Raw genomic sequence first — 15,367 nt, 5'->3', positions numbered from 1 at the left:
TTCCATGGCCAGACCCAAGATTGCCCTGATCGGCGCAGGTCAGATCGGCGGCACGCTCGCCCACCTCGCCGCGCTGAAAGAGCTTGGCGACGTCGTGCTGTTCGACATCGCCGAAGGCACCCCCGAAGGCAAGGCGCTCGACATTGCCGAGTCCGGCCCCTCCGAGGGCTTTGACGCCGCGCTGCGCGGCACCCAGTCCTATGCGGACATCGCCGGCGCCGACGTCTGCATCGTGACCGCCGGTGTCCCGCGCAAGCCGGGGATGAGCCGCGACGACCTGCTGGGCATCAACCTCAAGGTGATGAAATCGGTCGGCGAAGGCATCCGCGACCACGCCCCCGACGCCTTCGTGATCTGCATCACCAACCCGCTCGATGCGATGGTCTGGGCACTGCGCGAATTCTCGGGCCTGCCGCATGAAAAGGTCTGCGGCATGGCCGGCGTGCTCGACTCGGCCCGCTTCCGCCACTTCCTCAGCCTGGAATTCGGCGTCTCGATGAAGGACGTCACCGCCTTCGTTCTGGGCGGCCACGGCGACACCATGGTGCCGCTGGCGCGCTACTCCACCGTCGCCGGCATCCCGCTGCCCGACCTGGTCGAGATGGGCTGGACCACGCAGGACAAGCTCGACAGCATCATCCAGCGCACCCGTGACGGCGGCGCCGAGATCGTCGGCCTGCTGAAAACCGGCTCGGCCTTCTACGCCCCGGCCACCAGCGCCATCGAGATGGCCGAAGCCTATCTCAAGGACCAGAAGCGCGTGCTGCCCTGCGCCGCCTACGTCGACGGTGCCCTTGGCCTCAAGGACATGTACGTGGGTGTGCCCACCGTGATCGGCGCCGGCGGCATCGAGCGCGTGATCGACATCAAGATGACCAAGGACGAACAGGCGATGTTCGACAACTCGGTCAAGGCCGTGAAGGGCCTGGTCGAGGCCTGCAAGGGCATCGACAGCTCGCTGGCCTGAGCCGGCCCGCAAACCGCACGACAGACAGGGGCGCCGCTCAGCGGCGCCCCTTTTCCATCCGCCCTCGCGGACCGCGATACACCGGCGCGTTGCCGCGATGCGCCGCCCCGGTTGACTCCCCTTGATTCTATTCCCGCCGCATCGTGACACGGCCCTGACACGGACTTTGTGATCACGGATTTTTTGCGTGTGATCACATAATGCGCTATTTTCCGCGAAAACCTTTCCCCGGGCCGAAAACACCCTTAACTGCGACGTGCAGACATGCCTATACAGGCGTAAATCGCAGCCAGACGGGACAGTTTATCCATGAACATCCACGAATACCAAGCCAAGGCGCTTCTGCGCAGCTATGGCGCGCCGGTGTCCGACGGCCGCCCGGTGCTGAAGGCCGACGAAGCCAAGACCGCAGCCGGCGAACTCGACGGCCCGCTCTGGGTCGTCAAGGCCCAGATCCACGCCGGCGGCCGCGGCAAGGGTAAATTCAAGGAACCCGAAGCCGGCGAAAAGGGCGGCGTCCGCCTTGCCAAGTCGGTCGAAGAGGCCGCCGAAATGGCCAAGCAGATGCTGGGCAAGACCCTGGTCACCCACCAGACTGGCCCGGCCGGCAAGCAGGTCAACCGCATCTACATCGAGGACGGCTCGGACATCACCTCCGAGCTTTACCTCGCGCTGCTGGTCGACCGCGTGACCTCGCGCATCTCCTTCGTCTGCTCGACCGAGGGCGGCATGGACATCGAAGAGGTCGCCGCCTCCACCCCGGAAAAGATCCTGTCCTTCTCCGTCGATCCGGCCACCGGCTACCAGCCGTTCCACGGCCGTCGCATCGCCTTTGCCCTCGGCCTCGAAGGGGCACAGGTCAAGCAATGCGTCGCGCTGATGGGCAACCTCTACCGTGCCTTCGTCGAGAAGGACATGGAGATGCTCGAGATCAACCCGCTGATCGTCATGACCGACGGCAACCTCAAGGTGCTCGACGCCAAGCTGGGCTTTGACGGCAACGCGATCTATCGCCACCCCGACATCGCCGAGCTGCGCGACACCACCGAGGAAGACCCCAAGGAACTGGAAGCCTCCAAGTACGACCTGAACTACATCGCGCTGGACGGCGAGATCGGCTGCATGGTCAACGGGGCGGGCCTCGCGATGGCCACCATGGACATCATCAAGCTCTACGGTGCCGAACCGGCCAACTTCCTCGACGTCGGCGGCGGCGCCACCAAGGAAAAGGTGACCGAGGCGTTCAAGATCATCACCTCCGATCCCAACGTCAAAGGCATCCTCGTCAACATCTTCGGCGGCATCATGCGCTGCGACGTGATCGCCGAGGGCGTGATCGCCGCGGTGAAAGAGGTCGGCCTGCAGGTTCCGCTGGTGGTCCGCCTCGAGGGCACCAACGTCGAGAAGGGCAAGGAGATCATCGCCAGCTCCGGTCTGAACGTGATCGCCGCCGACAACCTCAGCGATGGCGCCGAGAAGATCGTCAAGGCAGTCAAAGGGTAAGCCTCGGGTGGGCCATCAGCCCACCGATGCAGCCCGCGGCGGGCAGACCTTGCCCGCCCTACGTAGGATTTCAAAGGAGTAGCCAACAATGGCAGTCCTCGTCGACGAAAACACCAAAGTCATCTGTCAGGGCCTGACCGGCTCGCAGGGCACCTTCCACACAGAACAGGCCATCGCCTATGGCACCAAGATGGTCGGCGGCGTCACCCCCGGCAAAGGGGGCCAGACCCACCTCGACCTGCCGGTCTTCAACTCGGTGCACGAGGCCAAGGCCGTGACCGAGGCCAACGCCTCCGTCATTTACGTGCCGCCCCCCTTCGCCGCCGACTCGATCCTCGAGGCGATCGACGCCGAGATGGAACTGATCGTCTGCATCACCGAGGGCATCCCGGTGCTCGACATGATGAAGGTCAAGCGCGCGCTGATGGACAGCGACTCGACCCTGATCGGGCCGAACTGCCCCGGCGTCATCACCCCCGGCGCCTGCAAGATCGGCATCATGCCCGGCCACATCCACAAGCGTGGCTCGGTCGGCGTGGTCTCGCGCTCCGGCACCCTGACCTACGAGGCGGTCAAGCAGACTTCCGACATCGGCCTGGGCCAGTCCTCGGCCGTCGGCATCGGCGGCGACCCGATCAAGGGCACCGAGCATATCGACGTGCTCGACATGTTCCTCGACGATGACGAGACCCAGTCGATCATCATGATCGGCGAAATCGGTGGCTCCGCCGAAGAAGAAGCGGCCGAGTTCCTCAAGGAACAGAAGAAAAAGGGCCGCTGGAAACCGACCGCAGGCTTCATCGCCGGTCGCACTGCTCCTCCGGGCCGCCGCATGGGCCACGCCGGAGCCATCGTCGCCGGTGGCAAGGGCGGCGCCGAGGACAAGATCGAAGCGATGAAATCCGCCGGGATCGTGGTGGCCGACAGCCCCGCGGGCCTTGGCGAAGCCGTGCTGAAGGCGATCGGGTAACAAAAGAAAATGGCCGGGCCCGCCGACTCCTACGCCCTTGATGGCGAGTCAGGCAACGTCTCTCCGCTGATGACGTTGCCCGGCGACTGGCGGCGCCCGTCCGACCGATCAACCTATACCATCTACTGGCGCGCGGAAGACGGCTATGGCCAGATCCTGCCGCGCCCGGAGGCCGCCGACATCCCCGCCTTCTACGATGTCGACGGTTATTACACCCACGACGCCGACGCGGACGAGGCCGACCCGGCCCCCGCGCCGGGGTTTGGCCGCAGGCTCCTGCACCACCTGGCCTGGCGGCTCGATCGCGGGACCGAGGCCACCGATCCTTGGTGGCGGGCGGTTCTCGGCCCGGCCCCGAAATCCGTGCTCGAGATCGGCTGCGGCTCCGGCAACACGCTGGCCCGGCTCAAGGCATCGGGCTACCGGGTCCGGGGCGTCGAACCCGACCCCGAGGCGATCAGGGCCGCGACCGCCAAGGGGGTCAAGGTCTTTGCCGGCACCGCCGAGGATATCCCCGACGACGTCTCCGGCACCCGCTATGATGCGGTCCTGATGATGCACGTGCTCGAACATTGCCTCGACCCAGTGCGCGCGGTCCGCAACGCCCTTGCACAGGTCAAGGCCGGCGGCACCCTCACCGTCGAGGTGCCCAACAACGGCTGTATGGGCCTGCGCGCCTTTGGCCGCAGCTGGCTCTGGCTCGACGTGCCGCGCCACCTCAACTTCTTCACCCGCCAAAGCCTCGAGGGCCTGCTGACCTCCTGCGGCAGCCGGCTTCGAACCACCGAGTTCTGGGGATTCAGCCGCCAGTTTTCATCTGGCTGGCTCGCCACGCAGGACCGGATCGCCGGGGCCTTCTCCCAGCCTCCGCGCAACAGCCTGCCATTTCTGGCCGGTCTGCTGTCGAGGATGGCAATCGCGCCGGCACACCTTAAGTACGACTCGGTCCGCTGCATCGTCGGGAAACCGGCGCAAACGACCGACACCGCCCCCTCAACGCCTCAACATGACACCACACCGGAAAGTAGGCAGAGATGACCGAACACTCCCCCAACGACCAGTTCCACGCCTCATCCTTCATGCAGGGGGCGAACGCGGAATACCTCGAACAGATGTACGCCCGCTACGCCAACGACCCCGCCGCCGTTGATGCCGCCTGGGCCGATTTCTTCGGCCAGCTCGGTGACGCCGAGCTCGACGTCAAGGCCGAGGCAAGCGGCCCCTCCTGGGCGCGTGCCGACTGGCCGCCGATGCCCAATGACGACATCACCGGCGCGCTGACCGGCGAATGGCCCGAGGCCGAGGCCAAGGCCGCCGGCGCGAAGATCGCCAAGAAGGCGCAGGAAAAGGGCATCGAGGTCAGCGACGAGACCGTCAAGCGCGCCGTGCTCGATTCGATCCGGGCGCTGATGCTGATCCGCGCCTATCGCATCCGGGGTCACCTGGTCGCCGATCTCGACCCGCTGGGCATGCGCGATGCCACCCCCCACCCCGAGCTTGCCCCCAAGACCTACGGCTTCTCCGATGCCGACATGGACCGGCCGATCTTTCTCGACAACGTGCTGGGGCTCCAGTTCGCCTCGATGCGCGAGATCACCGACATCGTCAAGCGCACCTATTGCGGCACCTTCGCGCTGCAATACATGCACATCTCGAACCCCGAAGAGGCCGGCTGGCTCAAGGAGCGGATCGAGGGCTTCGGCAAGGAGGTGAAATTCACCCGCGAGGGGCGCAAGGCGATCCTCAACAAGATGGTCGAGGCCGAGGGCTTCGAGAAGTTCCTGCACGTCAAGTACATGGGCACCAAGCGCTTTGGCCTTGATGGCGGCGAGGCGCTGATCCCCGCGATGGAACAGATCATCAAGCGCGGCGGCGCGCTGGGCCTCAGAGAGGTCGTGATCGGCATGCCGCACCGGGGCCGGCTCAACGTGCTCGCCAACGTGATGGCCAAACCCTACCGCGCCATCTTCAACGAGTTCCAGGGCGGCAGCTTCAAGCCTGAGGACGTGGACGGATCGGGCGACGTGAAATACCACCTCGGCGCCTCCTCCGACCGCGAGTTCGACGGCAACACCGTGCACCTTTCGCTCACCGCCAACCCCTCGCACCTCGAGGCGGTCAACCCGGTGGTCCTGGGCAAGGCTCGCGCCAAGCAGGACCAGCTGAACGATCCCGACCGCACCCAGGTTCTGCCGGTGCTGCTGCACGGCGATGCCGCCTTTGCCGGACAGGGCGTCGTGGCCGAGGGCTTCGGCCTCTCCGGCCTGCGCGGGCACAAGACCGGCGGCACCATGCACATCGTGGTGAACAACCAGATCGGCTTCACCACTGCGCCGCATTTCTCGCGCTCCTCGCCTTATCCGACCGACATCGCCCTGATGGTCGAGGCACCGATCTTCCACGTCAACGGCGACGACCCCGAGGCCGTGGTCCACGCCGCCAAGGTGGCGACCGAGTTCCGCCAGAAGTTCCACAAGGACGTGGTCATCGACATGTTCTGCTATCGCCGCTTCGGTCACAACGAGGGCGACGAACCGATGTTCACCAACCCGGTGATGTACAAGCGGATCAAGACCCACAAGACCACGCTCAGCCTCTATACCGAGCGGCTGGTCAAGGACGGGCTGATCCCCGAGGGCGAGATCGAGGACATGAAGGCCGCCTTCCAGGCCCACCTGAACGAAGAGTTCGAGGCCGGCAAGGACTACAAGCCCAACAAGGCCGACTGGCTCGACGGGCGCTGGTCGCACCTCAACCGCGAGGGCGAGGAATACGTGCGCGGCGAAACCGCCATCGCGCCCGAAACCCTTGCCGAGGTCGGCCGCGCGCTGACCACCGTGCCCGAGGGCTTTGCCACCCACCGCACCGTCACCCGGCTGCTCGACGCCAAGAAGGAAATGTTCGAAAAGGGCGAGGGCTTCGACTGGGCCACGGGCGAGGCGCTGGCCTTCGGCTCGCTGCTGACGGAAGGGTATCCGGTTCGCCTCGCCGGCCAGGACAGCACCCGCGGCACCTTCTCGCAGCGCCACTCCGCGCTGGTCAGCCAGGACACCGAGGAACGCTACTACCCGCTCAACAACATCCGCGCGGGCCAGGCCCAGTATGACGTGATCGACTCGATGCTGTCGGAATACGCGGTGCTCGGCTTCGAATACGGCTACTCGCTGGCCGAACCCAACGCGCTGACCCTGTGGGAGGCCCAGTTCGGCGATTTCGCCAACGGCGCCCAGATCATGTTCGACCAGTTCATCTCCTCGGGCGAAAGCAAGTGGCTGCGCATGTCGGGCCTGGTCTGCCTGCTGCCGCACGGCTTCGAGGGACAAGGCCCCGAACACAGCTCGGCACGGCTCGAACGCTTCCTGCAGATGTGCGGCCAGGACAACTGGATCGTCGCCAACTGCACCACCCCGGCCAACTACTTCCACATCCTGCGCCGGCAGCTGCACCGCTCGTTCCGCAAGCCGCTGATCCTGATGACGCCGAAATCGCTGCTGCGCCACAAGCTGGCGGTCAGCCGCACCGAGGATTTCACCACCGGCTCCTCCTTCCACCGCGTCCTGTGGGACGATGCGGAACGCGGCAACTCGGACACCAAGCTGGCGGCCGACGACAAGATCCGTCGCGTGGTGATGTGCTCGGGCAAGGTCTATTACGACCTGCTCGAGGAACGCGACGCCCGCGGCATCGACGATGTCTACCTGCTGCGGATCGAACAGTTCTACCCGTTCCCGGCCCATGCGCTGATCAAGGAACTGGAACGCTTCAAGGGCGCCGAGATGGTCTGGTGCCAGGAAGAGCCCAAGAACCAGGGCGCCTGGCATTTCATCGAGCCCAACATCGAATGGGCGCTGACCCGCATCGGCGCCGCAAATCAACGGCCGCGCTATGTCGGCCGCGCCACCTCTGCCTCGCCCGCCACGGGCCTGGCCAGCCAACACAAAGCCCAGCAACAGGCGCTCGTGAACGACGCGCTGACGATCGAAGGATAACCCAACATGACAACCGAAGTGCGAGTCCCCACGCTAGGCGAATCCGTCACCGAGGCTACGGTCGCCACCTGGTTCAAGAAGCCGGGCGATGCCGTCGCCGTGGACGAGATGCTGTGCGAGCTTGAGACCGACAAGGTCACCGTCGAGGTGCCCAGCCCCGCCGCCGGCACCCTGGGCGAGGTCGTCGCCGCCGAGGGCGAAACCGTCGGCGTCAACGCGCTGCTGGCCACCATCGCCGAGGCCGGCGCAGCCGCCGCCGCCCAGCCCGCTGCCAAGGCAGAGGCGGCCCCCGCCGCCGAACCGGCGCAATCGGGCGGCGACAGCGTCGACGTCATGGTCCCCACCCTGGGCGAAAGCGTGACCGAGGCCACCGTCTCGACCTGGTTCAAGAAGGTCGGCGACAGCGTCGCCCAGGACGAGATGCTCTGTGAACTCGAGACCGACAAGGTCTCGGTCGAGGTGCCCGCCCCCGCCGCCGGCGTGCTCGCCGAGATCCTCGCCCCCGAGGGCGCCACGGTCGAGGCCAGCGCCAAGCTCGGCGTGATCTCCGGCTCCGCCGCCGGTGTCGCCGCGGCCCCCGCTGCCGCCCCGGCCGCCGCCGCTGCTCCGGCCGCGACCACCGGCAAGGACGTCGCCAACGCCCCCTCCGCCGAAAAGGCGATGGCCGAGGCCGGGCTCAGCGCCGACCAGGTCACCGGCACCGGCCGCGACGGCCGCATCATGAAGGACGACGTGCAAAAGGCGCTGGCCGCCGGCGCCGCCAAACCGGCCCCTGCCCCGGCGGCGGCCCCGGCACAGGCGCCCCGCGCCGCCAGCCCGGCCGAGGATGCCGTGCGCGAGGAACGGGTCAAGATGACCCGCCTGCGCCAGACCATCGCCCGCCGCCTCAAGGACGCCCAGAACGCCGCCGCGATCCTGACCACCTACAACGAGGTGGACATGACCGAGGTGATGGCGCTGCGGAACCAGTACAAGGAACAGTTCGAGAAGAAGCACGGCGTGCGCCTCGGCTTCATGTCCTTCTTCACCAAGGCCTGCTGCCACGCGCTGAAAGAGGTGCCCGAGGTCAACGCCGAGATCGACGGCACCGACATCGTCTACAAGAACTTCGTCCACATGGGCGTCGCCGCCGGCACGCCGCAGGGTCTGGTTGTCCCGGTGATCCGCGACGCCGATGCGATGTCCTTTGCCGAAATCGAAAAGGCGATCGCCGAAAAGGGCAAGCGCGCCCGTGACGGCAAGCTGTCGATGGCGGAAATGCAGGGCGGCACCTTCACCATCTCCAACGGTGGTGTCTACGGCTCGCTGATGTCCTCGCCGATCCTCAACCCGCCGCAGTCGGGCATCCTCGGAATGCACAAGATCCAGGACCGCCCGATGGTCATCAACGGCGAGATCAAGATCCGCCCGATGATGTACCTGGCGCTGTCCTACGATCACCGCATCGTCGACGGCAAGGGCGCCGTGACCTTCCTCGTGCGGGTCAAGGAAGCGCTGGAAGACCCGCGCCGGTTGCTGATGGATCTTTGATACCCGGGCCGGGCTGAAGCCCGGCCTACAACTGTCCCGTAAGCCGGGCGTTGGGCGGGCTTCAGCCCGCCACCTCGGAAAAAGAGAAAACGAGGTAACCGAATGGACTTGATGACCGGATTGACTGCCGCAAACCAAGCATTGGGCCTCGTAAAACAACTCCGCGACCTTGATCGCGCCACGAATGAAGGCGAGTTCAAACTAAAGATCGCTGAATTAACGGAAGCTCTGGCAGACGCCAAACTGGCTCTTACGGAAGCGAAACTCACGCTCGCCGAGAAAGACGAAAAAATTAGAAGGCTTGAAGACAAACTTTTGGAAGCGACGACAGGTGATCGTTGTCCGGTTTGTCGCAAAGGCAAAATGCAGTTGATCAAGAAATCCGCCCCCAGAAGCCGCCTTTTAGCGACCAAAGGAGTCCAAGAGTGGTTGATGGCTTGTGATAACCCTGAGTGCGGTCACAACGAAAAACGCTTTCATGACCCAAACGGCATTCTCAACAAATGACCCCCGAACTCACCGCCCTCACCCTCGCCGCCCTGCTCCAGGTGGTCCAGTTCCTCCTCTACTCGGTGGCGGCACAGAGGCAGGTGGGCAGCGGATACGCCCTCTCCCCCCGCGACGCGCCACGGCAACTCACCGGCACGGCGGGGCGGTTGCAACGGGCGCTCAGCAACCATTTCGAGGGGCTGATCCTGTTCTCCATCGCAGTCGGCGTCACCACCCTCTCGAACCAGTCCACCCCGTTCACCGCCGCCTGCGGCTGGACCTATCTCGCCGCCCGCATCCTCTACGTCCCGGCCTATGCCTTCGGCTGGTCCCCCGGCCGATCGTTGATCTGGTCGGTCGGATTCCTGGCCACCGGCTTGATGCTTCTGGCGGCGATGGTATGAGCGGGAACACGATTTGTACAAAACCGGGCGAAAACTCCCCAAACCGGCCGAAGTGCCGCTGGAACGCCCCCCTGAAAACGTACGGAACGCGCCCAATTCCGTACAAAACGGAACAGGAGACCAAAGATGGCAAATTATGACGTGATCATCATCGGCGGCGGCCCCGGCGGCTATGTCTGCGCGATCCGCTGCGCCCAGCTCGGCCTGAAGACCGCCTGCGTCGAAGGGCGCGGCGCGCTCGGCGGCACCTGCCTGAACGTCGGCTGCATGCCCTCCAAGGCGCTGCTGCACGCCTCGCATCAACTGCACGAGGCCGAGACCAACTTTGCCAAGATGGGACTCAAGGGGAAATCGCCCTCGGTCGACTGGAAACAGATGCTCGCCTACAAGGACGAGGTCGTCGAGACCAATACCAAGGGCGTCGAATTCCTGTTCAAAAAGAACAAGGTAGACTGGATTCAGGGCTGGGGCACCATCCCCGAGGCCGGCAAGGTCAAGGTCGGGGACGAGGTCCACGAGGCCAAGAACATCATCGTCGCCACCGGGTCGGAATCCGCCTCTCTGCCCGGCGTCGAGGTCGATGAAAAGGTCGTCGTCACCTCCACCGGCGCGCTGACCCTGAACAAGGTGCCGAAGAAACTGGTGGTGATCGGCGCCGGCGTCATCGGGCTGGAACTCGGCAGCGTCTATTCCCGCCTCGGGTCCGAGGTGACGGTGATCGAATTCCTCGATGTCGTCACCCCCGGCATGGATGGCGAGGTTCAGAAAACCTTCCAGAGAACCCTGAAAAAACAGGGACTTAAATTCATCATGGGCGCCGCCGTGCAAAAGACCGAGGCAACCAAGACCAAGGCGAAAGTCACCTACAAGCTGCGCAAGGATGACAGCGAACACGTGATCGACGCCGACGCCGTTCTGGTCGCCACCGGCCGCAAACCCTATACCGACGGGCTCGGCCTCGACGCGCTCGGCGTCGAGATGTCACCGCGCGGACAGGTCAAAGTCGGCAAGGACTGGCAGACCAACGTCAAGGGCATCTACGCCATCGGCGACGTGATCGACGGCCCGATGCTGGCGCACAAGGCCGAGGACGAGGGCATGGCCGTGGCCGAGCAGGTCGCGGGCCGGCACGGGCATGTGAACTATGGCGTGATCCCCGGCGTGATCTACACCGCCCCCGAGGTCGCCAACGTGGGCGAGACCGAAGAAAGCCTGAAAGATCAGGGACGTAACTACAAGGTCGGCAAGTTCAGCTTCATGGGCAACGGCCGCGCCAAGGCCAATTTCGCTGCCGATGGTTTCGTCAAGATCCTCGCCGACAAGGACACCGACCGCATCCTCGGCGCCCATATCATCGGCCCGTCGGCGGGCGACCTGATCCACGAGATCTGCGTCGCGATGGAATTCGGCGCCTCGGCCGAGGACCTCGCCCTGACCTGCCACGCGCACCCGACCTATTCCGAGGCCGTGCGCGAAGCGGCGCTCGCCTGTGGCGACGGCGCGATCCACAGCTGACCCCTCGCCGGGCGGCGCCCCCGCGCCGCCCGCTTGACCGGCTCCGCGCACTGGCGCACCACCGGCGCGGAGGGACCGCCATGACCGGATTCGACCTGACCGCCTATCTCGACCGTCTCGGGCTGGACCCGGTGCCGGTCACCGCGCAGGGGCTGCGCGATCTGCAGAGGGCGCAGTTGCGCGCGCTCCCCTTCGAGGCCATCGACCCCTATCTCGGCCGCCTGCCCGATCTCGACATGGCGGCGATCCGCGACAAGGTCCTGCACCGGGGCCGCGGCGGTTATTGTTTTGAACTCAATGCCTTGCTTCATGCCGCACTGATTGCGCTGGGATTCGACAGCCGCCGGCGCCTTGCCCGTGTGCGCAAGGGCGCACCCGAAGGCGGGCCACGCAGCCACCTGATGATGGAGGTCACGTTGCCCGAGGGGGTTTTCCTGGTCGATGCCGGTTACGGTGGGCCGGGGGCGCTGACCCCGCTGCGCCTCGACACCGGGGCCGAGCAGCCGGCCCCGAACGGCACCTACCGGCTCTGGCACGACGACAAGACCGGCGAGCGCGTGCTCGACAAGCAGACCGAGGCGGAATGGTTTCCGCTTTACGGGTTCGACGACGCCCATGTGGGCAAGGCGGATATCGAGGCGGCCAATTTCATCTGTGCCCATTGGGAGGCGATGCCATTCCCAAACCACCTGATGCTGGCCGGTTTCGACGGCGAGACCCGGATCGGCGTCTTTGACCGCGCCGTGACCCGCGAAGACGCAAACGGGATCGAGAAAACCACCCTAGACGACCCGGAGGCCCTGTCACGGCTGACGCATGAGCTGGGCCTGCGGTTGGACACCCCCACCCTGCACCGGATCTGGTCACGGCTGACGCGAGAGGGGCCTAGCGACAAGGACCGGTCGCCCCCCGGTTAAGCCCTTACCACGTTGAGCCCTTACCACAGGGTCTTGGCCGCCCGCGCGCCCCATGCCGCGTCATAGGGGGCGCCGCCCTCGGCCCCTTCGGTCATCTCGGCCAAGATCTGTCCCATGGTGGGAAGGTCCGCGCTCTCGTCGCCGCTGGCCCATGTCCCGGCCCGCATCAGCGCCCGCGCGCATTGGGCATAGACCTCGTCAATGGCGATCACGATCACCGTGGCGGGCTGGCGCCCCCATTTCTCGAACCGGGCGCGCAGATCGGCATCGGTGGTGATCCGCGCGGTGCCGTTGACCCGCACCACGTTATTGGACCCCGGCACGAGGAACATCAGCGAGACCCGGTCATCGCGCAGGATATTGCGAAGGCTGTCGAGCCGGTTGTTGCCGCGCCAGTCCGGCAGCGCCAGCGTGCCGGGGTCCAGTACCTGCACCACTGGGCCGTCGTCGCCACGCGGGCTGGCATCGGTGCCCTCCGGGCCGACGGTGGAAAGAATGCAGAGCTTCGAGGACATGATCCAGCGCCGGTACAGCAGCGTGAGCCGCCGCGCCACCTTGCTCAAGGCCGCCGGGGACGGTGCGCCGTAAAGCGCCTCCAGTGCCTCGATGCTGTCGACATAGTCCACCGCGTCAGCCCCCCTGCGCCTCGCGCATCAGCGCGTCGGAGCGGCCTTCGATTTCGCTTTCCAGCCGCGCCATGAACGCCTTGCGCTCCTCGCCTGGCGGGATCGGATCGAGGAATTCGACCACGGCGGTGCCCGGTTTGCGCAGGATGCCGGTGCGCGGCCAGAACAGCCCGGCGTTGGTGGCCACCGGAACACAGGGATAGCCGGTGCCCTCGTAAAGCACGGCCGAGCCCACCTTGTAGGGGGTCTGCGCCCCCGGCGCGACACGGGTGCCCTGCGGATAGATGACCAGTTGCCCTGGCTCGTCGAACTCTTTCGCCACGTCCTTGACCATCTTGGCGATGGCACCGCCGCGCTTGCCGCGATCAACCGGGATACAGCCCAACCGCTTGGCATAGAGGCCGATGAAAGGGGTCCAGAGCAGTTCCTTTTTCATGATGAACTTCGGGTGCGGCAAGGCTTCGAAGATGATCAGGATGTCAAAGAACGACTGGTGCTTGGCCGCGACCATCACCTCGCCCCGCGGCACCGGGCCGCGCACCTCGGTCTTCAACCCGACCATCCAGCGCGCCGACCACATGGCATAGCGAGCGTAAAGCTTGCAGGCCACCAAGGCGCCGCGCTTGGACAGGATCGCCCAGGGGGTAAAGGACAGGCCCAGCACCGCCATGGCGATATAGACCTGGATCACGTAGATCAGCGACCGCAGATATTGCATCAACTCAACTCCGACAGACGGCTGCGGGCGGCGGACCAGGTGGCCGCAAAGGCCACCGCGGCGCCCAGGACCGGGATCAGCAGCGGCAAGAGCCAGCCAAGCCCGCGAAAGCCCAGCCCGGTGAGAAAGCCGCCCTCGTCCGAGGCCGCCGGCAGCAGCAGCACGCCGCCCAGCCCCAGCGCCACGCCGACGCTGGCGCCGATCAGCGCGCGCAGGGTGAACCGGCGCACGAAGGCCCCGGCGATGTAGCTGTCGCGCGCTCCGACCAGCCGCAGGACCTCGATCACCTGGGCGTTTGCGGCCAGCGCCGCGTTGGCGGCCAGCGAGATCATCGCCGCCATCGCGCCGCCGATCAGCAGGATCGAGATCCAGCCAAGGCGCCGCAGGCTGTTGGCGGCCTCGACCAGCGGCTTGCGCCAGCGGGTGTGATCGTCGAGCACCGCCCCCGGCACCTCGGCCGCAAGCCGCAGCCGCAGCCCGGCGGCATCATAGCCCTGTTCATCCTCCATCACCTCGATCAGTTGCGGCACCGGCAGGGCGGCAAGGTCGAGGCCGGGGCCGAACCACGGTGCAAGCAGCGCCGCCTGTTCCTCGGCGCTCAGCGCGCGGGCGCGGGCCACGCCCGGGGTCTGGCGCAGGATCGTCAGCGCCACCGAGGTCTGGGCCGAGACCTGGTCCTCGGGCGCGGTGATGCGCAGCGTGGCGCTGCGGGCCAGTTCGCTCGCCCAGCGGTCGGCCAGCCGCCCCGAGGCCAGCGACAGCGCCAGCGCGAACACGGCGAGAAAGGCCATCGCCCCCGAGGCGAAAAGGGTCAGCCGCGCGGTGAACCCGCTGGGCGGCACTACCCGGTCGGCCTGGGCATCGCCGAGCATCACGCTGCGCAGGGTTCCACCGCTCACAGGTCCGCCCCCGCCAGTTGCAAACGCCGGTTTGCGATCCGCAGCACGCGGGCCTGCACCTGGCTTTTCGCGGCCCGGATCAACCCGAGGTCATGGCTGGCGATCAGCACGGTCTTGCCCATCTTGTTCAACTCCACCAGCAGGGTCAGCAGGCGCATCGACATTTCCCAGTCCACGTTGCCGGTCGGTTCGTCGGCCAGAACCACGTCGGGCGACAGGATCACCGCGCGGGCCAGCGCGGCGCGCTGACGCTCGCCCCCCGAGAGTTGCGGCGGGCGCGCATCGGCACGCTCGGTCAGCCCGACCCAGGACATCAACTCCCTGAGGTTGGCCGATTCCTGCGCCATGTCGCGCCCCGAGACGATCAGCGGCAGCGCGATGTTGTCGGCCAGCGGCAGGTGATCGAGAAAGCGGCAATCCTGGTGCACCACGCCGATCCGGCGGCGCAGCATCGCCATCTGGTCCCGGTCGCGGCCGCGCATGTCGCCTTCAAAGGCACGCACCACGCCCGAGGTCGGGGTCAGCGCGCCATAGCACAGCTTGAGCAGCGTGGTCTTGCCCGCCCCCGAGGGGCCGGTGAGGAAATGGAACGACCCCGGCGCGAGTTTGACGGAGACGTTGCTCAGCAATTCGCCGCCGCCATAGCTATAGCCGACATCGTCCAGCTCGATCACGCCCTGCCCCCTGCGGTAGTGTCATGAACTTGTGCCCCAGCGCGAGGCCAGTTTCAATGGGGTCGGGCCTGCGGTCGGCATGTCGTCGCGCTTTGATGGGGTTTCAACCCTTTCCCAGATCGAAACTGCGCCCTATGATTGAAAAAAACCAATGGGTTCGTTGGTC

General features: G+C 66.1%; 14 protein-coding genes. 10 read left to right on the top strand and 4 right to left on the bottom strand.

Going from position 1 to position 15,367, the window contains the following annotated elements; translation table 11 throughout:
• Window positions 1-4 precede the first annotated feature (4 nt).
• From mdh to ABWV23_RS10795, 10 genes are all read left to right on the top strand, one after another.
• Window positions 5-967, top strand: a complete 963-nt coding sequence (mdh, locus tag ABWV23_RS10840; protein WP_353347557.1) for a malate dehydrogenase — start codon at window positions 5-7, stop codon at window positions 965-967.
• 309 nt (window positions 968-1,276) lie between these two features.
• The gene (sucC, locus tag ABWV23_RS10835; protein ID WP_353347555.1) at window positions 1,277-2,470 is read left to right on the top strand and encodes an ADP-forming succinate--CoA ligase subunit beta; all 1,194 of its coding nucleotides are present in this window, start codon (window positions 1,277-1,279) and stop codon (window positions 2,468-2,470) included.
• An 88-nt stretch (window positions 2,471-2,558) separates the two neighbouring features.
• Window positions 2,559-3,440, top strand: coding sequence for a succinate--CoA ligase subunit alpha (sucD, locus tag ABWV23_RS10830; protein WP_353347553.1), 882 nt, complete (start codon window positions 2,559-2,561; stop codon window positions 3,438-3,440).
• A gap of 9 nt (window positions 3,441-3,449) precedes the next feature.
• Complete coding sequence (locus ABWV23_RS10825; protein WP_353347551.1) at window positions 3,450-4,478, top strand: class I SAM-dependent methyltransferase; 1,029 nt, start codon at window positions 3,450-3,452, stop codon at window positions 4,476-4,478.
• Complete coding sequence (locus ABWV23_RS10820) at window positions 4,475-7,429, top strand: 2-oxoglutarate dehydrogenase E1 component (RefSeq protein ID WP_353347549.1); 2,955 nt, start codon at window positions 4,475-4,477, stop codon at window positions 7,427-7,429. The genes ABWV23_RS10825 and ABWV23_RS10820 overlap by 4 nt, the downstream gene beginning before the upstream one ends.
• Window positions 7,430-7,435: 6 nt before the next feature.
• Complete coding sequence (odhB, locus tag ABWV23_RS10815) at window positions 7,436-8,959, top strand: 2-oxoglutarate dehydrogenase complex dihydrolipoyllysine-residue succinyltransferase (RefSeq protein ID WP_353347547.1); 1,524 nt, start codon at window positions 7,436-7,438, stop codon at window positions 8,957-8,959.
• A gap of 102 nt (window positions 8,960-9,061) precedes the next feature.
• Complete coding sequence (locus ABWV23_RS10810; protein WP_353347545.1) at window positions 9,062-9,466, top strand: hypothetical protein; 405 nt, start codon at window positions 9,062-9,064, stop codon at window positions 9,464-9,466.
• On the top strand, window positions 9,463-9,852 hold the full coding sequence (locus ABWV23_RS10805) for an MAPEG family protein (RefSeq protein WP_353347543.1): 390 nt from the start codon (window positions 9,463-9,465) through the stop codon (window positions 9,850-9,852). Before ABWV23_RS10810 ends, ABWV23_RS10805 begins: the two co-directional genes overlap by 4 nt.
• A 126-nt stretch (window positions 9,853-9,978) precedes the next feature.
• The gene (gene lpdA / locus ABWV23_RS10800; RefSeq protein ID WP_353347541.1) at window positions 9,979-11,367 is read left to right on the top strand and encodes a dihydrolipoyl dehydrogenase; all 1,389 of its coding nucleotides are present in this window, start codon (window positions 9,979-9,981) and stop codon (window positions 11,365-11,367) included.
• Between the two features lie 80 nt (window positions 11,368-11,447).
• A complete protein-coding gene (locus ABWV23_RS10795; RefSeq protein WP_353347539.1) occupies window positions 11,448-12,284 on the top strand; it encodes an arylamine N-acetyltransferase family protein in 837 nt (278 codons plus the stop codon).
• Between the two features lie 20 nt (window positions 12,285-12,304).
• On the opposite strand, the gene ABWV23_RS10790 is transcribed toward ABWV23_RS10795, so the two are convergent.
• From ABWV23_RS10790 to ABWV23_RS10775, 4 genes are read right to left on the bottom strand one after another with little or no spacing between them, the layout of a single operon-like run.
• Complete coding sequence (locus tag ABWV23_RS10790) at window positions 12,305-12,910, bottom strand: pyridoxamine 5'-phosphate oxidase family protein (protein ID WP_353347537.1); 606 nt, start codon at window positions 12,908-12,910, stop codon at window positions 12,305-12,307.
• Between the two features lie 4 nt (window positions 12,911-12,914).
• On the bottom strand, window positions 12,915-13,628 hold the full coding sequence (locus ABWV23_RS10785; RefSeq protein WP_353347535.1) for a lysophospholipid acyltransferase family protein: 714 nt from the start codon (window positions 13,626-13,628) through the stop codon (window positions 12,915-12,917).
• Complete coding sequence (locus ABWV23_RS10780) at window positions 13,628-14,527, bottom strand: cell division protein FtsX (RefSeq protein WP_353347533.1); 900 nt, start codon at window positions 14,525-14,527, stop codon at window positions 13,628-13,630. Before ABWV23_RS10780 ends, ABWV23_RS10785 begins: the two co-directional genes overlap by 1 nt.
• Window positions 14,524-15,201 carry a cell division ATP-binding protein FtsE gene (locus ABWV23_RS10775; protein WP_353347531.1) on the bottom strand — a complete coding sequence of 226 codons (678 nt, stop codon included), beginning with the start codon at window positions 15,199-15,201 and terminating at the stop codon, window positions 14,524-14,526. Before ABWV23_RS10775 ends, ABWV23_RS10780 begins: the two co-directional genes overlap by 4 nt.
• Window positions 15,202-15,367 lie beyond the last annotated feature (166 nt).

Source organism: Aquicoccus sp. SU-CL01552 (assembly GCF_040365005.1).
Taxonomy (GTDB): domain Bacteria; phylum Pseudomonadota; class Alphaproteobacteria; order Rhodobacterales; family Rhodobacteraceae; genus Antarcticimicrobium.
This window is presented reverse-complemented; position numbering and strand designations above follow the sequence as displayed.